This window comes from Vibrio amylolyticus, from assembly GCF_023145695.1.
Classification (GTDB): domain Bacteria; phylum Pseudomonadota; class Gammaproteobacteria; order Enterobacterales; family Vibrionaceae; genus Vibrio; species Vibrio amylolyticus.
Genome location: NZ_JAJHVV010000003.1, coordinates 23224 through 44262, shown reverse-complemented (window position 1 = coordinate 44262; position 21039 = coordinate 23224). Strand labels below are relative to the sequence as shown.

22 protein-coding genes are annotated in these 21039 nt (G+C 43.8%); all 22 read right to left on the bottom strand.

The annotated features are described in order from the left end of the window. Positions 1-244: 244 nt before the first annotated feature. Positions 245-1504 carry a c-type cytochrome biogenesis protein CcmI gene (gene ccmI, locus KP803_RS05325; RefSeq protein WP_248007808.1) on the bottom strand — a complete coding sequence of 420 codons (1260 nt, stop codon included), beginning with the start codon at positions 1502-1504 and terminating at the stop codon, positions 245-247. After that, complete coding sequence (locus tag KP803_RS05320) at positions 1504-1986, bottom strand: cytochrome c-type biogenesis protein (protein WP_248007807.1); 483 nt, start codon at positions 1984-1986, stop codon at positions 1504-1506. The genes ccmI and KP803_RS05320 overlap by 1 nt, the downstream gene beginning before the upstream one ends. Next, entirely contained in the window at positions 1983-2537 is a 555-nt protein-coding gene (locus KP803_RS05315; protein ID WP_248007806.1) for a DsbE family thiol:disulfide interchange protein, read from the bottom strand. Before KP803_RS05315 ends, KP803_RS05320 begins: the two co-directional genes overlap by 4 nt. Next, a complete protein-coding gene (locus KP803_RS05310) occupies positions 2538-4505 on the bottom strand; it encodes a heme lyase CcmF/NrfE family subunit (protein WP_248007805.1) in 1968 nt (655 codons plus the stop codon). It lies immediately after the preceding gene. Beyond that, positions 4502-4987: a cytochrome c maturation protein CcmE gene (ccmE, locus tag KP803_RS05305; protein ID WP_248007804.1), complete on the bottom strand. Its 486-nt coding sequence runs from the start codon at positions 4985-4987 to the stop codon at positions 4502-4504. Before ccmE ends, KP803_RS05310 begins: the two co-directional genes overlap by 4 nt. Beyond that, a complete protein-coding gene (gene ccmD, locus KP803_RS05300) occupies positions 4984-5190 on the bottom strand; it encodes a heme exporter protein CcmD (RefSeq protein WP_248007803.1) in 207 nt (68 codons plus the stop codon). The genes ccmE and ccmD overlap by 4 nt, the downstream gene beginning before the upstream one ends. 2 nt (positions 5191-5192) lie before the next feature. Continuing rightward, positions 5193-5945 (bottom strand): heme ABC transporter permease, encoded by a 753-nt coding sequence (locus KP803_RS05295; protein WP_248007802.1) that lies wholly within the window; start codon positions 5943-5945, stop codon positions 5193-5195. Between the two features lie 68 nt (positions 5946-6013). Beyond that, entirely contained in the window at positions 6014-6682 is a 669-nt protein-coding gene (gene ccmB, locus KP803_RS05290; RefSeq protein ID WP_248007801.1) for a heme exporter protein CcmB, read from the bottom strand. A 2-nt stretch (positions 6683-6684) separates the two neighbouring features. Then, entirely contained in the window at positions 6685-7305 is a 621-nt protein-coding gene (gene ccmA, locus KP803_RS05285; protein WP_248007800.1) for a cytochrome c biogenesis heme-transporting ATPase CcmA, read from the bottom strand. 182 nt (positions 7306-7487) lie between these two features. Next, positions 7488-7982 carry a DUF2802 domain-containing protein gene (locus tag KP803_RS05280; RefSeq protein WP_248007799.1) on the bottom strand — a complete coding sequence of 165 codons (495 nt, stop codon included), beginning with the start codon at positions 7980-7982 and terminating at the stop codon, positions 7488-7490. Beyond that, on the bottom strand, positions 7982-8476 hold the full coding sequence (locus KP803_RS05275; RefSeq protein WP_017035204.1) for a chemotaxis protein CheW: 495 nt from the start codon (positions 8474-8476) through the stop codon (positions 7982-7984). The genes KP803_RS05280 and KP803_RS05275 overlap by 1 nt, the downstream gene beginning before the upstream one ends. Positions 8477-8513: 37 nt before the next feature. Continuing rightward, positions 8514-9569 carry a chemotaxis protein CheW gene (locus KP803_RS05270; protein WP_248007798.1) on the bottom strand — a complete coding sequence of 352 codons (1056 nt, stop codon included), beginning with the start codon at positions 9567-9569 and terminating at the stop codon, positions 8514-8516. Next, complete coding sequence (locus KP803_RS05265; RefSeq protein WP_248007797.1) at positions 9562-10338, bottom strand: ParA family protein; 777 nt, start codon at positions 10336-10338, stop codon at positions 9562-9564. The genes KP803_RS05270 and KP803_RS05265 overlap by 8 nt, the downstream gene beginning before the upstream one ends. A gap of 10 nt (positions 10339-10348) precedes the next feature. After that, the gene (locus KP803_RS05260; protein WP_248007796.1) at positions 10349-11464 is read right to left on the bottom strand and encodes a protein-glutamate methylesterase/protein-glutamine glutaminase; all 1116 of its coding nucleotides are present in this window, start codon (positions 11462-11464) and stop codon (positions 10349-10351) included. A 27-nt stretch (positions 11465-11491) separates the two neighbouring features. Next, entirely contained in the window at positions 11492-13696 is a 2205-nt protein-coding gene (locus KP803_RS05255) for a chemotaxis protein CheA (protein ID WP_248007795.1), read from the bottom strand. 9 nt (positions 13697-13705) lie between these two features. Then, positions 13706-14425: a protein phosphatase CheZ gene (locus KP803_RS05250; protein ID WP_248007794.1), complete on the bottom strand. Its 720-nt coding sequence runs from the start codon at positions 14423-14425 to the stop codon at positions 13706-13708. A 47-nt stretch (positions 14426-14472) separates the two neighbouring features. After that, a complete protein-coding gene (cheY, locus tag KP803_RS05245) occupies positions 14473-14841 on the bottom strand; it encodes a chemotaxis response regulator CheY (protein ID WP_077311652.1) in 369 nt (122 codons plus the stop codon). Positions 14842-14886: 45 nt separating this feature from the next. Continuing rightward, entirely contained in the window at positions 14887-15618 is a 732-nt protein-coding gene (locus tag KP803_RS05240; protein ID WP_248007793.1) for an RNA polymerase sigma factor FliA, read from the bottom strand. Beyond that, positions 15611-16498: a MinD/ParA family protein gene (locus KP803_RS05235; protein WP_248007792.1), complete on the bottom strand. Its 888-nt coding sequence runs from the start codon at positions 16496-16498 to the stop codon at positions 15611-15613. The genes KP803_RS05240 and KP803_RS05235 overlap by 8 nt, the downstream gene beginning before the upstream one ends. 13 nt (positions 16499-16511) lie before the next feature. Next, a complete protein-coding gene (gene flhF, locus KP803_RS05230) occupies positions 16512-18080 on the bottom strand; it encodes a flagellar biosynthesis GTPase FlhF (RefSeq protein WP_248007791.1) in 1569 nt (522 codons plus the stop codon). A gap of 37 nt (positions 18081-18117) precedes the next feature. Next, positions 18118-20211: a flagellar biosynthesis protein FlhA gene (flhA, locus tag KP803_RS05225; protein ID WP_248007790.1), complete on the bottom strand. Its 2094-nt coding sequence runs from the start codon at positions 20209-20211 to the stop codon at positions 18118-18120. Positions 20212-20389: 178 nt separating this feature from the next. Next, positions 20390-20854, bottom strand: a complete 465-nt coding sequence (gene sixA / locus KP803_RS05220; RefSeq protein WP_248007789.1) for a phosphohistidine phosphatase SixA — start codon at positions 20852-20854, stop codon at positions 20390-20392. Positions 20855-21039 lie beyond the last annotated feature (185 nt).

Sequence of the window (21039 nt, the reverse complement as noted above, 5' to 3'; positions counted from 1 at the left end):
GCTTTCATCCCTAAAGCACAACCTTAACGCTATCTATATACATCCTAACTATTTATATCGTTCAATAGCGCATACAAAAAGCCTACAACGAAAATCTTATAACATGCTGCTAGTAAACACAAAGCACGTAAGTTAATCAGCGGCTAAGTTCAAACTATATAAAAAGCAAAAAGGCCGATGAATGCATCGACCTTTTTCACAACGCTAACCATGCATTGTCTTTAGTATAACAGCTGTTACTCTATCAATACTGCTTATTGACCAATACGTTAACCGCTTCTCCCATTTGTGCGACTGAGCTTTCACCATACCAATCGCCCGTTTTGGTTGAAACGTTACCATCGCTGTCGATTCGAACACGTACGATAAATGAGTCTAGGTCAGAGAACTTACGTCCTTCAACCATACTGTTACCGTCATCAATAACGACGGTTCTCGGGAATGAACCGACTGGGTAACGTGCCGCAGCGATAGGCATTGGCATGCCATCGGCGCTATGAATTGAAACGATAAGAGCGTTGCCTTGACTAGTATCGACATTATCTCCCAATGAAATAGTGATCGCTGCTGAGCTCCCTTGAAGCTGTTGATCGCCAGTGCTATGAGGATTTTGAGCTACTCCACCAACTGGATCACCCATTTTTTCTAATGCACTCTCAATACTACGAGATAACATTTCATAGCGGCTGTCTTCTGGCCCGATCATTTTCTGCATGATACGCCAGTATCGAGCTGCACTAGCAAAGTCGTTACGTTCAAACGAATCAAAAGCCAGTAGCGAAAATACGCGTAAATCAACATATTCCTGCTGCACTAGATTATTCAATAGCAAACGGGCACGGTTTTGATCTGCTTCATCAGGCGACATCATGAGTGCCTGAGCAAATCCTAATTGCGCATCTTCATCACTCGTATCTAAACGGTAAGCACGTTTCATTGCACCCATAGCAGTTTCGACATCACGATTAGCTAGAGCAATACGACCAAGCAACAACCAACCTGTTTTATCGTTAGGTTCCGCGTGTAAACGCGTACGAAGGCCTAACGTTAAATCATCCATTTCGTCATCGGTTAACATGACACCATCTGGGTTCATTAACTTTTTAGACAGCTCTGGAAGTAAATGGGTTGTTTCATTCCATTCAATGACTTTATCCATTGCACCAAATTTGGCGTACATTCCGTACGACAAGATAACAACAAGTAAGACTGATGGAACCACAAATAGCATTGGAGAGATTGACGATTCACTGCTCTGTTTTTCATTAGCAGGGACGTCATCAAGTAACGATTGCTTAAGATCAGAGATCAGCTCTTGTTGGTCATCGACCAAACCTTCCTTCGCTTCTTCTTCAAGCTCAGACAAACGGTCTTTATAAAACGCTTTGTTTAATTCATCTCGTTGCGATTGATCTTCGTTCGCGCGTTGTTTAATTGCAGGTAATACAATTAAAACACACGCAAAAAGGATCAATATTACGGAGGCGACCCAAAATAATGTCATTACTGCTTATCCCCATCATTTTTATCATCTAGCAACGCTTTCAAGCGAGCTTCTTTATCAGCATCCCATTGTTCATCGCTCGAAGAGTCGACCACTTTGGATTTTTTGCTACGAAGAATAATTAAACCAAAACCAATAAAGATAACGAGGAAAGGACCTAGCCAAAGGACTGAAGTCGCGAGCGTTAGTGGTGGCTTATAAGTAACGAAATTTCCATAGCGCGCAATCATATAATCAACAATTTCTGATTTTGATTTACCCTCTTTCGTCATTTCATACACTTTTTGGCGCAAATCTTGTGCTAATTCCGCATTAGAATCACCAATGGTGTTATTTTGACATTTTGGGCAGCGCAAGGTGTGTCCAAGTTCCTTGAATTGCAGTTCTTGCTCAAGTGTTTCAAATTCGTATACGTCAATCGCAGCAGATGCTCCCATTGAGATAGCGAATACAGCAAAAAAAGACATCATCAATTTTTTCATTGTTTCGCCTCCTCAAGTAACTCAGCGTACATTGGACCAAGTTTATCAGCCCAATTTCTTGCATTAACGTCACCAACATGACGGTAACGTACTACGCCATCTGCACCAATCAAGAACGTTTCTGGAGCACCATAGACACCAAGGTCGAGACCAAGCATGCCATTACCATCGAATAAACTAATAAGGTATGGGTTTCCAAGATTCGTTAACCAACCTACGGCTTTATCACGCTCATCTTTATAGTTTAAACCGATAATTTTAACGCCTTGTGAAGCAAGTTCATTTAAGTACTGATGCTCGGCATAACACGTTGGGCACCACGTTGCCCAAACGTTCAATAATAGCGGCTCACCTTTAAAGATATCCTGACTATACAGTTTTCCTGGTTGGGCTAAGTCCTCTAATCGAAACTCAGGTACCTCTCTACCAATCAGAACAGACTCAAGTTTTGTCGGATCATCCCCTTGCGAGTTTCGTACTAGCTGAGTCGCAAAGACCCCAGCTAGAATCATGAACGCGATGAAAGGGATAAAGACTATTTTCTTGCTCATTTATGCCTCCTGCTCGCGATCTTTTTTGTCGGTTTTACGAAAACGGTATCGCTTATCACTTATCGCTATGGCACCACCAAGAGACATTAGGAGTGAACCTGCCCAAATCCAGCGAATGAACGGCTTGTGGTAAATACGAACCGCCCACGATACGTTATCGTCAAGCTGCTCACCCATCGCAATATAAAGATCGCGAGTCACAGACGCATCGATAGCGGCTTCTGTCATCATTGATCGTGCAGTACGGTAAAAGCGCTTTTCTGCATGCAGAGTATTCACGTACTCACCGTCTCTGGTGATCACGAAATCTGCAATATAACCATCGTAGTTCGGGCCATCTTTATCGCGTAAACCTTCGAAGTAGAAGTCGTACCCTTTAATTTGATAGTGCTCGCCAGGCGCTAAACGAACATCTCGTTCAATGCTGTAGTTTTGAACCATTGCAATACCAATGACAGTGATTGCAAGACCAATATGACCACAAATCATTGCCCAGTGACTGCGTGGGAGCTTTCTAATACCCGTGGCAAAGCTGTGACGGTGTGTCGCTCGTTCATACAACTCAAAGCCGTGCATGGTAATGATCCAGTACGCCATCACCCAACCCATGTATGCCATCCCACTGTAGTGCTCAGCAAAAGCAAAAATGGATAGGCCAGCCAGCGCAAGTGACGCCGCACCAGAAATCATCATAGGCTTAATGAGCTTAGACAGGTGATCACGCTTCCAACGAATCAGTGGGCCGATACCCAATAAGAAAGAGAACGGGATCATCAGCCAAGCAAACAACATATCAAAGAATGGTGCGCCGATTGATACTGAACCAAGGCCTAATTGTTTGTGTACAAGCGGTAGCAACGTACCTACCAATACAACAGCCAGTGCTGCCATTAATAGTACATTGTTACCTAGTAGCGCATTTTCACGCGATACTAATTCGAAGTTACCACGAACTCGAACTTTCGAACCTTTCAGAGCAAACAGCAGTAATGAGCCACCGATAACACAGATTAGGAATCCTAAAATGAACATGCCTCGGGCTGGATCTGATGCAAACGCATGAACGGATACCAAAATGCCAGAACGTACTAGGAACGTGCCTAATAAACTTAATGAGAATGCTGAAATCGCCAGTAATACAGTCCACGCTTTAAAGGTGCCGCGTTTCTCTGTCACCGCTAATGAGTGCATCAATGCGGTACCCGCTAACCAAGGCATGAAAGAAGCATTTTCTACTGGATCCCAGAACCACCAACCACCCCAGCCAAGTTCATAGTAAGCCCACCATGAGCCTAGCGCGATGCCTAGTGTTAGGAATAACCATGCTGCGGTTGTCCATGGACGAGACCAACGAGCCCATGCCGTATCTAAACGACCTGTCATCAGTGAAGCAATGGCAAATGAGAATGCTACTGAGAAACCCACGTAACCCATGTAAAGCATAGGCGGGTGAATAATCAAACCCGGATCTTGTAGCAATGGGTTTAGATCGCGACCATCAACAGGGAAAAATGGCAACGTTCGTAAGAACGGGTTGGAAGTAACGATAATAAACAGCAAGAATCCGACAGTAATCATGCCCATTACCGCTAACACACGTGCAACAGACTCTTGCGGCATTCCTCGGCTAAATTGTGCAACAGCAACGGCCCAACCAGCTTGAATCAATGCCCATAACAACAAAGAGCCTTCATGTGCTCCCCATACTGCAGTTAATCGGTAATACCATGGTAGTTGGCTATTGGAGTTAGTTGCAACATAGTTAACCGTAAAATCGTTGACATAAAATGCCCACAACAGAACGATAAAAGAGATCAAAATGAGTAAGAACACACCCCAAGACAATGGCCTCGCTGTGTTGATCAGCATGCTATTATTTTTAGACACGCCAATCAGCGGAACTATGCTTGCAAGCACTGCCAAACCAAGAGAGATTATGAGGGCAAAATGACCTATCTCAACAATCATTGGTTGCTTCCTTGTTTTTGTTCTTTCGTATATTGCAATGGTTCATGCGTTTTCTTCATTGCTTCTGCGATTTCTGTAGGCACGTAATCTTCGTCGTGCTTAGCTAGAACCTCAAACGCTTCGATAGTCGTTGCATCTAAAAGTACACCTTGAGCAACAATCCCCTGCCCTTCACGAAACAGGTCAGGAAGGATGCCATCGTATACAACCGTTACTTTAGGGCCAACATCATTTAGATCAAAGCTAACACGAAGAGACTGAGAGTCTCTTGAAACGGATCCAGGTACTACCATTCCACCAATTCTCAATCTCTGGCCTACTTCAGGTTTCGTACCATCTGGTTTACCATTTACAATTTCGGTTGGGGTATAAAAGAGATCCATGTTTTGATTCAATGCATACAACATTAGACCTACGGTAGTAGCGATACCAAAAAATATCGCAAGAACAATACCGAGCCTCTTTTTACGTCTTGGGGTCATAAAGTGTTCTCCAGATCCTTCGCTGCATCAATTCGAGCTTGACGGTCGACTTTGGCTTGAACCTCTTTAAGTAGGCTCTTTCCGCGTCGGATGCTTGTGACTAAAATAATTAACAATGATAAAAAAGTAATGCCAAAGGCACTCCAAACATAGACAGCATAACCGCCCATATGAAACAGGTCACTCAGTGATTCAAAATACATAATTAATTCCCACCCTGAGTTTCTTTACTAGCTAGTTGAACAATCCAAGGCCTGTGACTCTCTTTACTGATAATTTCATTTCTGAAACGAATCATAGTGACCCAACCAAAGAAGAAAGCAAAGCCAAAGATATTAAGTAGTAACGGCCATAACATATCATTAGAGATAGAAGGCTGTTCAAATTTTGTAATGGTTGCACCTTGGTGCAGTGTATTCCACCACTCTACAGAGAAGTGAATAATTGGAAGATTAACTACACCAACAATCGCTAGAATACCTGCCGCTTTGGCAGCGGTTTTTTGATCATCAAAGGCGTGATATAGAGCAATAACGCCTAAATAGAGAAATAGAAGAATAAGTTCAGACGTTAATCGAGCATCCCAAACCCACCAAGTTCCCCACATAGGCTTACCCCAAACGGCGCCAGTTAGAAGAGCAATAAAAGTAAAGACAGCACCTATCGGCGCCATTGCTGCCGCAGCCATACTCGATAAACGAACCTGCCAAACTAAACCGATAAATGCAGCAATCGCCATCGACATGTAAGCGCCCATCGACCATATAGCAGAAGGAACATGAATGTATATGATTCTAAAGCTGTTACCTTGTTGGTAATCGGACGGAGCAAAAGCAAGCCCCCAAACCGTTCCCAAAGAAAGACACAACAGCGCCAATACGGCGAACCAAGGTAGCAACTTACCACATAGCTGATAAGAAGTTTCAGGCTTTGCATAAGGATGAAGCCATTTCCACATTGTAATTTCTCACTCTAACTTCGTTTAGACGAACTTAATGCCCGTTCTAGAATTATAAAAATAAACTGTTAATGAACACTGACTCTTAGTGCTGCACTGATTGCCAGTGGTGTTAAGGTCATTGAGCCGGCCAACATTGCACCTAGTATTGCTAGCTGACCATTATATGCTACCCCTAATGAGGCGGCATCTATCGCTGAAGTTGCGAATATCAAAATTGGGATATACAGCGGCAAAATTAACAAACTCAATAATACCCCTCCCTTTTGTAACCCAACGGTCAATGCGACGCCGATTGCACCAATAAAACTCAACGTTGGCGTTCCTACAAGCAATGTTAATACCACCGCCTTCCAAGTATTAAAATCGAGGGATAATAAGATCGACAACAGCGGGCTAATGAGAATTAACGGTAGACCCGTTAATACCCAGTGAGCAAACACCTTTGACATTACAACGATAGGCAATGGGATTGGCATAAGCATCATCTGCTCTAAAGCACCATCTTGGAAATCGTCGCGAAACAACCGCTCTAGAGATAAAAGCGCAGAGAGTAAAGCCGCAACCCAAACAATACCCGCAGCTATACGAGCAAGTAAGTTTGGCTCGGGGCCAATGCTGAGCGGAAACAGAGTAATCACGATGATGAAAAACCACAGCGGATTAAAAATGTCGGCTTGTCGGCGAAAAGCGATCAAAAGCTCTCGTCGAACAATGATGTTCATGGTTGAAATCATCGTTAATTCCCTAGTTTAATTTTTCTTAGCTTGGGATTGTCGGTGAACATATCCTGATGGGTCGTTAACATGACGATTCCGCCATTCTCAGCATGCTGCAAAAATAGAGACTCGAGAACCTTTACACCTTGTTTATCGATTGCCGTTAACGGCTCATCTAAAATCCATAACTTTTGCTTGCTTAACCACAAACGCGCTAACGCAACGCGACGTTGCTGGCCAGCCGAAAGTTGTGCAACAGGTACATCTTCACGACCCGCTAAACCAACTTTAGTGAGTGCTTGAAAAAGCGTGTCTTTATCTCGATGCTCAGGTGCGTGGATAGATTGATAGAAATGAAGGTTCTCAAAAGCTGTGAGCTCTCGCTTAATCCCAGTTTGATGACCCAAAAATAAAAGATCTTGATGGAATGCATCACGGTTAGATTCGATATTTTCTTCATTCCAGAAGATATCACCCTCATCGCGATCGCCAAGACCAGTAATAATACGTAACAGTGTCGTTTTACCGGTTCCATTACGCCCTTCAACTTGAACTAGCTCGCCTTCTTTTACCTGAAAGGATAACGATTCGAACAGTACTCTTTCGTCTCGAATGGCAGTTAGCTTCTTTACTTCTAGCATGTGTGATCATCAAGAAAATTCATGAAACTTATACTAACACAGCCAACATTATACGAAATAGGATTACCGCTTCATGAGTCACGAAACTACGTAAGAAACTGTTAATTTCTAATCACTTTTTGTCTCATTTACTACTTTAGAGTTACATAATGAATAAAAGGAAGCTGAGCTTCCTTTTAGTATTATTTACGATGGCGAGCTGTTTTTTGAGTCATTGCTCTTTTGTCAGGTGTTGTTTCTAATGGTGGGATTTTTTCTTTACCTGTTAACTTATTTTGAAGCGACATCATGAGCTCCGCTTCTGCTTTTGGAAGCTCGCACTCTTCAATTAGCTCGTGCAACCCAGCGCCCAACTGAACCATTTTACTGGCTCGTGTATATAAGCGGCCATCACCATCTGCTTGCTCGAGTTCAGAGATTCGTTCATTTAAATGCTTAATGAGGTCTTGCTGCTCACTCACTCTTTGCCCTAATCCGACAACGACTGATCGCACTTCAAGCAGCTGCTTATTCGACTTTTGCAGCTCTTTGTCCAGGTTTCGAAATTGCTGGCGGTAAACTTCACGCTGTTTAATCGCTTTACTGCGTGAGCGAATAGCAGTAAAGCTTACAACTGCAACAATAAAGCTTATCACTCCCACTAAAATGGGAGCAGTAATCACAAAGTCAGCTGCCATTATAGGTGAGCCATGTCATCCCATTCTTCGTCTGAAAGCAATTTGTTCAGGTCAACCAAGATCAGTAGTTTGCCATCACGATTACTCACACCTTGAATGAATTTCGCACTTTCATCGGTACCAACACTTGGAGTCGTGTCAATTTCAGAAGAACGTAGATAAACCACTTCAGCAACACTGTCGACTAAAATGCCGATAACTTGTCTCTCTGATTCAATCACAATAATACGAGTATTATCTGTAATTTCACCTTCCATAAGGCCAAATCGAGAACGGGTATCAATCACTGTCACAACGTTACCACGAAGGTTAATGATACCTAGCACGTAATCTGGTGCACCTGGAACAGGCGCTATTTCAGTGTAGCGTAACACTTCTCGCACCTGCATTACGTTGATGCCATAGGTTTCTTCTTCAAGCTGGAACGTCACCCACTGAAGCACTTCGTCATTAGACTGATCTTTTCTTACTTCGACTTCATTAGATTGAGACATACCTTTTCCTCTCTAAGTCGTTTTCGACACAAATACGTTATTTATTGAGTGCTTTTACATCAAGCCCTGCATTAAGCATAGCTATCAATGCTTCAACATGAATCAAAGCGCACATTTTTTCTTTAACCATTCCCGCAAGCCATGGCCTCTTTCCGGCGGTTTCACGCCAACGGACTTTATCTGTATTGAGTGACTCAGTACCTTTAAGTTCAGTACTTGCAAGCCCCCACATACTTTCACCCAACATGACAATATATTGATACTGCTCTTTATGGCTGTCGTCGCTTAGTTTTTCAGACATCACCCACTGCGCAGTGTCTACCACATCGAGTTGATTCTCTTTACTTGTTTGTAATCCCAAATACCAATTAGGTCGCCCAATCAGATGACTTAACTCTGCCAAGCGGTGAATGCCACCTAACTCATCTAAAGGAACTGCAAACATGACACCATTTACATCAAAGTAGAGTACCTGAAAATCCTCTGAGCGTTTGGTGCTCTGCCAAACGTCCAACCCAGACCCACCCGTTTGAGTTTCTAACTCAACACTTTCCTCTACCTCAACGTCAGGTATTGTAATATCAGGTTCTTGAGTGAATGCTTGTACTTGCTCTTCAGGTAAATGTGTTTCTTCTTGTATTGCGTCTGTCAGAGTCGTTTCTAGATCCTGAGCAACGGGTGTTGAGTCACTTAGATCTATTTGCTCTTCTGCAACTACATCATCAACAGGCCAATCTTGGACTTCTTCAATCTCATCTTGGAGTAGCGATTTTTTCTCTTCTGCTATCTGGCGAGTGTTCTCTTCTAATATCTCTTCAAGATCAAGCTCAGCTACAGGGTTACTCGCTTCAAGCTGCTGCAATAAGCGCTCAACATCTTCAAGATTTGGAGCAACAATTTCTTCGCGCTGAACTTGATAAAGACTTTTCTCTTCCTGTGGCTGTAACTCAGGTGTGAGTGCAACATCATCAGTAGAGGCGTCAATACTGTCTGCGTCGGTTAATTCTGTAAGTGAGATTTCCTCGTCATCTAGCAGAGCCGTAAAATACTCATCAAGAGCTTGTTCACTGGAGATCAATGATGCGTTACTCATTAATGTCTAGCCTCTCAAGAAACAGGAGTAACTGCTTATACGCAAATACACCGCGACTTCCGGCCGCAAAGTGAGAGACAGGCAAATGCTTTAGACTTGCATCTCTAAACTTAGTATCAATAGGCACCGCTGAGTTCCACACTTGTTCTGGATAATCCTTTTTTAGCTGATTGAGAGTTTGTAGTGATGCGTTCGTTCGCTTGTCATACATCGTCGGAACAATGGTCACTTTAAACCCTTTATTCCTAGACTTCTGCATGATCGCGAGTGTTCGCACCATACGCTCCAGCCCTTTCATAGCTAAAAATTCTGTTTGTACTGGGATTAGGATTCGATCGCTGGCTGCCAGCGCATTTACCATCATAACGCCCAATATAGGAGGGCAATCTATGAGAACGTAATCATAATTAGCGCGTAGCGCCAAAAGAGCTCGTTTTAGAATTAGTCCCATACCACTGCGATTGCCCATTACACGATCTAAGGTCGCAAGAGACATATGAGCAGGGATAATATCGATCCCTTCGATCTCAGTCTTCAATATAAGAGGCGATACACTCGATTCTGTGTATTCTTTTAATTGAAAAAGATCAAATAAGCTCGCAGGAACATTATCTGAATCAAAGCCTAAATAGGTCGTTAATGAGCCATGTGGATCAGTATCGACGAGCAGAACCCTTTTTCCTTGTTTGCTGAGCAAACCCGCTAACGTAATCGTCGTTGTCGTTTTACCGACACCGCCCTTTTGGTTTGCTACGCTCCAAACTATCATTACGACACCTCTACCCAATACCGACTTCAACGAGCATTCGCTCTGCAATACGATCAAGGGGTAAGTCTTCTGTAGAGATCCCCGCTTTCGCTACGGCCTGAGGCATACCATAAACGACACAGCTCTCTTCATCTTGTGCCCATATCGTTGCTCCGGCAGATTTGAGCATTCGAGCGCCTTCTCGTCCATCTGCACCCATACCTGTGAGTACCATAGAGAGTACTTTTTCAGAGTATATTTTCGCTGCAGAGCCAAACGTGACATCAACGCAGGGTTTGTAGTTCATGCGCTCGCCACCATCGATGACTCGAAGCCGAGCTGAACCAGGGCGTCCATCAACCATCATTTGTTTGCCACCAGGAGCTAAATACGCAACTCCAGGACGCAAAATGTCTCCGTCTTGCGCTTCTTTTACCTCTACTTTACAAAGTGAATTAAGGCGACTCGCAAAAGCGGATGTGAACGTTGCTGGCATATGTTGAATCAGCAGGATCGGATGTGGGTAGTTCGCTGGTAGTTTGGTCAATATTTTTTGTAGCGCAACTGGTCCCCCCGTAGAGGTGCCTATTGCGGTCAGCTGATATTTTTTGCCTGTCGCTTTAAATCTAGCCGCTGCCTTTGTAGGCGCTGTTGACGGCCTAGCTGTGCGATTCCCAACCGTTGGGCTTGGTGACAGTGCAGATGTCGATGATGGACGAGCCACAACGGGTGCTCTTCGCATCATCGTGCGTTTTGAGGCAATTTGAATCACACGCTGTTGAAGTAAAGTAACTGCATCATCTCGATTACGAGCGATATCTTCAAACTTCTTAGGTAAAAAATCTAACGCGCCTGCATCAAGTGCATCGAGTGTTGCTTTTGCACCATCATGTGTGAGAGATGAAAACATGAGTATGGGTGTAGGACATACAGCCATGATCTGTTTGACAGCAGTAATACCATCCATCACCGGCATCTCGATATCCATAGTAATGACGTCAGGCTTAAGCTTCTTCGCTTTTTCAACCGCTTCTTTGCCGTTGACTGCCACATCCATCACTTCTAATCGCGATTCTGAATTAATAATCTCGCTGACTCTACGTCTAAAGAAGCTAGAGTCATCAACCACGAGTACTTTAATCGCCATAGGTTCCCTTTTATTATCCGACGCTAGCTAGATTCTTGAAGCAGCTGCGTACTGCTTCAATAAATCTGGCACGTCTAAAATTAGTGCGATATGCCCGTCACTTGTGATTGTTGCGCCCGCCATACCCGGTGTCCCTTGTAACAGAGCATCAAGAGGTTTAATGACCACCTCTTCTTGACCAATCAAGGTGTCAACAACAAAACCGACTCTTTGGCTACCGATTTGTACAATGACCACATGCCCGTGCCCTTTTCTTAACTCGACTAAGCCAGCTTGTGGCGCTAGCCAATTCTGTAGATAGAAAAGTGGGATAGACTTTTCACGAACAATGATCGTCAGCTGTCCGTCGACAATGTTGGTTCGGCTTAGGTCAAGGTGGAATATTTCATTGACACTGGCCAGTGGTAGAGCAAAAGGATGCCCTGCTACGCCCACCATTAATGTCGGTAATATAGCTAGAGTTAACGGTACCTTAATGGTTATTTTGGTGCCTTTAGTCAGCTCCGAATCAATATCGATCGAACCATTAAGGGTGTTGATCGCGGTTTTAACCACGTCCATTCCCACGCCACGTCCTGATATATCCGATATTTTTTCTTTGCTTGAGAAACCAGGCATAAAGATTAAGTTGAAGCACTCTTTATTAGACAGTCGAGAGGCCGCATCTTCATCCATGATGCCACGATTGACAGCAATAGAACGTAACTTATCGGGGTCCATACCACCACCATCATCGACGATAGCCAATTCGATATGGTCGCCTTCTTGAGAAGCAGAAAGTATCACTTTACCGTTTCGAGGCTTGCCTGCTGCTGCACGATCATCTGGCATCTCAATGCCATGATCGACCGAGTTTCTCACCAAGTGAATAAGTGGATCGGCTAACGCTTCAACAAGGTTTTTATCTAAATCGGTTTCTTCACCGCGCATTTCAAGCGTGATGTCTTTATTCAAACTTCTTGCTAAATCTCTTACGACTCGAGGGAAGCGACCAAAAACTTTCTTAATTGGCTGCATTCTGGTCTTCATTACCGCACCTTGTAAATCGGCAGTAACGACATCTAAATTTGAAACAGCTTTCGCCATCTCTTCGTCATTGCTATTTAGACCAAGACTAAGTAGGCGATTTCTTACCAATACTAACTCACCCACCATATTCATGATGGTATCAAGCGTAGAGGTATCGACACGAACCGTTGCCTCTGCTTGTGTTTTTTTCGCTTGGGTTGCGGGTACTTGTGCGTCTTTTTTCGCCGGTGGTTTTGCTTCAGCTTTAGGTGCTGGTTTTGGCGCAGGAGCTGGCTTAGGAGCAGGGGCAGGCGTTGGCGCTGCCGTAGCTACTGGTTTAGTAGCAGCATCTAGCTCATCCGGTGAAGGTCCTTTACCTGAACCATGTAAATCATCAAGAAGCTTTTCAAACTCGGCGTCTGACATTAAATTGTCACCACCAGTCGCGGCCGAAGGAGCCTTAGGCGGCTCTGGGGCAGGAGGTGGAGGTGGCGCTGCTTGAGTTGAAGCTTGTGGGCTTTTACCTGAACCATGAAGTTCATCTAGCAGTTTTTCAAATTCATCATCAGTAATGTCACCACTCATATCGGCACTCACCGCAGGCTCTGGGTCCGCAGCTGGTACAGGTGTTGATGATAAATTTGGAGCTGTGCCTTTACCGTGTAATTCATCAAGAAGCTTTTCAAACTCATCTTGAGTAATCTCATCAACAGATCCTACCGAATCGGCGGCTTCTGTTGAAGGAGTTGGCTCGGGTGCGACAGGTTCTGGGGCTACGGATTCAGGAACGACAACTTCTTCTACTGTTTCGACTTCTGCAACGTCATCTTCGGATTCTGGTCGACATAGTCGATGTAGTTCATCCAATAGATCTTGCTCTGCTACAGGCAAAGGCACTGAGTCTTGAACCGCTTTAAACTGTTCGTTAACAGTATCTAACGCTCGTAGCATGGTATCCATCAGACCAGAAGTCACCGAACGTTGCCCGTTACGCAAAATATCAAAAACGTTCTCAGCACCATGACAGGTATCAACTAGTTCTGTTAGGGAAAGGAAACCTGCGCCACCTTTAACGGTGTGAAATCCACGGAAAATGGCATTAAGAAGTTCTTTGTCTTCTGGGTTATTTTCTAGTTCAACAAGTTGTTCTGAAAGGAGTTCGAGTATCTCACCCGCCTCAACTAAAAAGTCCTGTAGAATATCTTCGTCTAAATCATAGCTCATACGTTACCCCTAAAACCCAAGACTTGATAATAAGTCGTCGACTTCATCTTGAGATGAAACTGCATCCGTTCGTTCATGAGGATTCATAATTGGTCCTTCAGGACTGATTGATGCTTTATTCTTGTCATCGTCTGTTTGTTGTTTTTGGCTTGTTCCAAATACAGTAAGAATTTCGACGAGTCGATCTTCTACTTCATTGACCAACGTTATAACGCGACTGATGATTTGCCCCGTTAGATCTTGGAAATCTTGCGCCATCAAGATTTCCGTTAATTGGCCTTTAAGCTCAGTGCTGTCGCCTTCGACTTCGGTGAGCAGCCCATCAATACGATGACAAAGTTCTTTAAACTTAGCCAACTCTATTCGCCCATGCATTAACTCATTCCATTGAGGCCTAACTTGCAGTAGACCATTATGAAGGTTATCTGCAATCGGCATGCATCGATCAACAGCATCCATTGTCTTATTTGCTGCCACTTCCGTCTTCTCGATGACGTATTTCAGTCTATCTCTAGCATCTGGAATCTCATCTTTCGCGATTTCACTCATACGTTCATCAACATGAAAGTTCTGTAGTGAGTCGTGTAGATCTCGGGTCAGCGTCCCTATCTCTTGAAGCATGGCACTTTCACCACCTTCATAGATAGTTTTAACTAGCAAGTCAGCTTCCTGTTGTTGCTCACTCTCAAGTAGCTCGACAAGTTGTTTTGCTTGTTCTAGTGAAATCATCCTGATTTGGCCTTAATTGCGCTCAATAAACGTCTGAAACTTTTGATTTATAAACGCTCAAAAATTTTGTCCAGTTTTTCTTTCAGCGTTGCTGCTGTAAACGGCTTAACAATGTAACCATTTACACCCGCTTGTGCCGCTTCAATAATCTGCTCACGCTTTGCTTCTGCCGTGATCATAAGAACTGGTAAATGCTTAAGTTCATCATCAGATCGAATATTCTTCAGTAAGTCGATTCCTTGCATTCCTGGCATGTTCCAGTCAGTTACAACAAAATCAAACTCGCCTTTCTTTAACATAGGCAACGCAGTAAGACCGTCATCTGCTTCTTGAGTATTATTAAACCCCAAGTCACGTAGTAGGTTTTTAACGATACGACGCATTGTTGAAAAATCGTCAACAATAAGGATCTTCATGTTTTTATTCAAAATTGCCTCCACTGAGAGTGATATCAGTGATTGTTATTCATGTTCAGTCCAAGCACTTAACTTTGTGCGTAGACGCTGCATTGATTGGCTTAATATTTGGCTTACGCGAGATTCACTAACACCAATTACTTCACCAATTTCTTTTAAGTTTAACTCTTCGTCATAATAAAGCGAAAGTACTAGGGCTTCACGCTCTGGTAGCGACTTTATTGATTCTATTAATGCTTTTCTAAAAAATTCATCCGCGACACCGCTAAATGGCGTGTTCTTATCCGCCTCTACCGGAGCAATAGCATCATCAGATATACCCAAATCTTCGATGCCAACTAACCGAGAACAATTTATGTCTGTTAAAACAGTGTGGTACTGTTTTAGCGACATATCTAGGTGTTTTGCAACTTCCGCATCAGTTGGGTCTCTGTTTAACTCCCCTTCTAACGTTGCAATTGCTTGTCCTATTTCTCGATTATGCTTATGAACAGAACGTGGAACCCAGTCACCACGGCGAATATCATCAAGCATCGCGCCCCGAATTCGTATGCCTGCATAGGTTTCAAAGCTCGCACCTTTTGTTCCATCATAATTTTTTTGTGCTTCAAGCAGGCCAATCATGCCCGCTTGAATCAGATCATCAACTTGTACACTTGGAGGAAGTCTTCCTATGAGATGGTGCGCTATGCGTTTAACCAACACGGAATATTTCTCCAAAAATACTTTCTGGCTATTCTGATTCGCGTATTGATCGTAAGTCAGCGCTTTATTCACTCAATGATTCCCCTAAAATATCGGTCCGATTTAGTAAACGCTCTACAAAAAACTCCAAATGCCCACTCGGGGTTTTTGGTATTGGCCATGTCAACGCTTTATTGGCTAATGAACTAATGGCCAAGGCTGCAGGAGAGCGCGGAAATGCGTCTACTACAATCTTTTGTTTTTTAACCGCTTGTCGCACTTTATCATCTAATGGGATACATGCTACGAGTTCAAGGCTGACATTCAAGAATCTCTCTGTGACCAAGGTCAACTTTGCGAATAATTCTCGCCCTTCTCGGTAGCTTCTGACCATATTTGCAACAACTTTGAAGCGTTGAACCTGATGCTCTTTGCTTAAAAGCTTGATCAGCGCATATGCATCAGTAATCGATGTAGGCTCATCGCAAACAACAACAACGACGTCTTGAGCAGCACGAGAAAAACTAACAACCATATCTGAGATACCCGCTGCGGTATCTATTAACAGTATGTCCATTTCTTCTTCTAAGCTACCAAAAGCACGAATTAATCCGACATGTTGTGCATGGGATAACTCGGTCATGCTCTGCGTTCCTGATGTTGCCGGAATAATCTTAATGCCATGTGGCCCTTCCACAATGGCATCTCGAAGCTCACATTCACCTGCTAAAACGTGCCCTAAATTTCGTTTTGGCCGAATTCCGAGCATGATATCTACGTTCGCTAAACCTAAGTCAGCATCTAGAACCGTCACTTTTTTACCTTGACGAGCCATACAAATGGCCAGTCCTAAGGTTACGTTTGATTTCCCAACGCCACCTTTCCCCCCCGTTACTGATATAACTTTCGTCAGTGAAGGTTGGGTTAATCGGCGTAAGCCACTTGCTTGGTCGTGAATCATTTTATCTGTCATATAATTGCGCCGCCTAGAGCCCCTCTTCTGAGTCACTATTCCAGTAGTGAGGTTCGTTATCTGTCGACTTTTCAAGTAGTTCGTTCGCTTTTGCTACCATGTATTTAGGTTGAGCGAGTACGATATCTTCCGGAACTCGCTGACCGTTAGCAATGTATGCAACAGGTAATGCATTTTGAACAATTACACTTAAAAATTCACCTAAACTGAGTGATTCATCCAGTTTAGTCATGATGCAACCAGAGAGCGGTATTCTTCTAAAGTGCTCTATGGTTTCCTGTAAAACTTTTCGTTGAGCAGTTGCTGGTAATACTAAATAACTGTGTATCACCTCCCCGCTCTCTTGCATTAGGGTATCCAACTGTTCGGACAACCGCACATCTCGCTGCCCCATACCCGCGGTATCGACCAAAATTAAACGGCGATTTCTTAGCTGGTATATTACATCGGCTAACTCATTGGAATCTTTAGCAACTCTTACTGGACATCCCATAATTCGACCATAAATCGAAAGTTGTTCGTGAGCGCCAATCCGATAAGTATCGGTTGTCACCAGCGCAACGTTATCAGAGCCGTATTCCATTGCAGCACGCGCTGCCAATTTTGCTATCGTGGTGGTTTTACCAACGCCTGTTGGTCCCAGCAATGCAACAATGCCACCGCGCTTTAATATGTCTGTTTTAGCAACCGGTATCTGATCGGCTACTAAGCCCAATAAGGCCTTCCACGCTTTAGGTGGCGCAGTGTCTTCAGGTATGTAACACGCGAGTTGATCGGCAAGTTCTAGTGAGACACCCATTCGTTCTAATCGTTTAATTAGCATTGCACGGAGCGGTTCACGACGCTCAACTTCTTGCCACATGAGTCCGGATACTTGATGCTCAAGTAGACGACGAATGGAGGTCATCTCTTCACGCATACCTTCAAGCTCTTCAGCTCCGACATTGGGTTCATCGCGGCGTGAACGATCATAACGAGTCGGATCAAGCTTTGGAGTTCCTCTTTCCGAACGTCGATCTTGCGCAATCAGTTTCGCCAACGGTGACTCTGAATTTGATAGCATGCCACTTGAGCTGTTATCTGCACTGTTACGATTAGATTGCCTCGCTCTATCTTGACCACGTTCCACACCACGACTATTGCTCTCCGCTCTTTCTGCTTGAGCAGCTCGTTGGCGTCTCAACAGAGCAGTAAGTGAATCTTCATTTTCAGACCGATGCTCAGGCTCTTCTTCACCACTGCTATATTGTTTAAGCATATTGGCAAAGCGCTTAGTCATAGATTTACCTGTATCAGCTCCCGCTTGAAGGCTTACTTTATCACTTGCTAACTGGCGCGGTGTCGGTTGCGGTTTGGCAGTCGCAGCCTGCGTCGATTCACTCCGAGGTCGAGAGGAGTAGTTTGTCGCTGATTGGCTGCTGTTTGATTGTCGTGGTGCTTGGTCACCATCTACTGCAGCTACAATTTCCACACCACCGGCGACTTTTTTATTAGACATGATCACCGCTTCAGCACCAAGTTCTTCTTTGACTTGAAGCAATGCTGAGCGCATGTCTTTGGCAAAAAATCGTTTAATTTTCAAAGTCTATGTCCGTATTTGAATTGCTTTGAGCGTCACTTTAGTTTCCAACTGCCTGTACAATTCGTATTTGTTTCTCATCTGGAATCTCTTGATAAGACAAAACCCTTAATGATGGGATCGTGTTCTTAACAAACTTCGCTAGGGTTGAACGTAGTACACCAGAAGTTAATAAAACAGCTGGCTCACCTTTTAGTTCTTGCTCTTGAGTCGCTTGGCTTAATGAGCTTTGCAGTCTCTCTGCAAGACCTGGCTCTATACCCGCAGACTCTCCCCCTGACGCTTGCATTGTCTGATGCAATATTTGTTCCAGCTCAGGAATCAATGTTATAACTGGCAATTCTGGCTCTATTCCATTGATTTCTTGGACAATTAAACGCTTCAGCGATATACGAACAGCAGCCGTTAAAATGTCAGGTTCTTGACTCTTACTTGAATACTCCGACAAAGTTTGAACGATAGTTCTAATGTCTCTTATCGGGATAGCTTCATTCAACAAGTTTTGTAATACCTTAACAACCGTCCCCAACTGTAACTGGTCGGGAACAAAGTTCTCTACCAGTTTAGGGGCGCTTCGCGACAGCATCTCCATCAAGTTCTGTACTTCTTCATGCCCAATTAACTGTGACGCGTTATTGGTTAATAATTGACTCAAATGAGTCGCAAGTACAGTTGATGAATCTACAACGGTATACCCTAGAGCTTGAGCGTGTTCACGTTGCTCTTCACGAATCCACACGGCCTCTAGACCAAAAGCAGGGTCGATCGTGTGCTCTCCTTCAATCATTCCATACACTTGACCAGGGTTGATAGCTAGCTCCTGATCAGGCCTTATTTCAGCTTCACCGACCGCCACGCCCATTAAGGTGATCCGATAGCTATTGGGCGTTAACTCCAAATTATCGCGTATATGAACCGCAGGAATTAAGAACCCAAAGTCTTGGGACAGTTTTTTTCTTACCCCTTTAACGCGCTCTAGAAGTTCACCACCTTGGTCTCTATCAACCAATGGGATCAATCGGTAGCCCACTTCTAAGCCGATGATGTCAACAGGTTGTACATCATCCCAAGAGAGCTCTTTTGGTGTCGATGATTCTTTTTCTGCTGGCACTGGTAACTTCGCGTCTTCTTTCTCTTTTTTCTGCTTTTTGGTGATAAAGTAGGCACTAGCTCCTGCTATCGTCGCCAGTAAAAGGAAAGCAAAGTGAGGCATGCCTGGTACAACCCCCATTACCGCAAGAATCGCCGCGGTTATGATCAATGCTTTCGGGTTATCGAACATTTGGAAGACAAGTTGTTGCCCCATGTCTTCGTCAGTATTTTGGCGAGTTACCATCATTGCAGCGCCGATTGACAACAGTAACGACGGTATTTGAGCAACCAGACCGTCACCAATGGTCAATAGAGTATAAATCTCTATCGCTTCACCAAAGCCCAACCCGTATTGAGCCATGCCGATAGCAAGCCCACCAATGATATTAATAAACAGGATTAGAATACCAGCGATGGCATCCCCTTTAACAAATTTGGACGCACCATCCATTGAACCATAGAAATCGGCTTCTTTGGTGACTTCAAAACGGCGAAGTCTTGCTTGGTCCTGATCGATTAACCCAGCATTGAGATCAGCATCGATAGCCATCTGCTTACCCGGCAATGCGTCTAACGTAAAGCGAGCACTTACTTCCGAAATACGTCCTGCACCTTTAGTCACAACCATGAAGTTGATGATCATCAAGATAAGAAACACCACAAGACCAACCGCGTAGTTGCCACCGATCACGACGTTACCAAACGCTTCAATAACTTTACCTGCCGATCCAGGCCCTTCGTGACCATAAAGTAAAACGACACGAGTTGAGGCAACATTAAGTGCTAAACGCAATAATGTCGCGATAAGTAAAACGGTTGGAAACGCTGCAAAGTCTAATGGCCTGCGGGTATAGACCGTAACCAATAGAACAACCATGGCTAAGGCGATGTTAAAAGTGAACGAAAGGTCGAGAATAAACGCTGGTATAGGTAAAACGATCATTCCTAGGGTTGCTAGGACCATGATCGGTGCGCCTATAGCTGGAATGCTACGCTGAGGAATAGATGGCAGTTTATCCGCGAACGGAAGAGTAAATTTCATAGATTCGTAAGTGGCCTGAATTCTAAAATTAGCGTTCTTTTAATAAGTTAATCGGTGGATGCAAGATTTAGTCCACAGACGTCGTCAAAAATATGGCTAGGCGCACTTCGACTTAGCCAAGAAGTCTTTGGATATTCAGGTTTATTGACTGCAAAACAGCCCCTAGAAACTGTTGACCCTAATTATGAAGATGCCAAAGCAAACTTCCACTCTGGGTCTGAGCATCAAACTCTACACAGGCTAAACCAGAGGTAGGAAACATTGGAGGTACAATATCAGTTGCAAATTCCGCCGTAAGATAGCTCACTAAAGGTAAATGTGAAACGATTAAAACTGACTCATGCTTCTCAACTTCGATTAACGCATTAACAAAATCGAATACATGAGGAGATTGACCGTAAGGCGTTATATCATCGCATCTCTCAACATTATCACTAACGAATACCTTACTGATCGTTTGCCAAGTCTGCTGGGCTCTAAGGTATGGGCTTACTAATACCTTGTCGAACTTGGCAAAGCCTTTTTCTGCACAAGCCTTTGCGACAGAAATGGAGGCTGAACGCCCGCTATCGGTTAATGCTCGATCTGCATCTGACGCAGCAAAATGCTCGGCTTCACCGTGGCGCATGATAAAAATTTTCATTCTTGGCTTCCTAAAAACATTTGAGTTCTAACGACTCGTAAAAGTTGCAGTCTATAGCTGCTCTATCATTTTTTTCTTACTTATGGATAATTATATCAAGTACCTAGACAAACAGGTTGTCTTTTCCAACAATCTATTTAGATCCGAGACTCAAGTAACGTTTATTATAACTGGTTCTAGCCCTA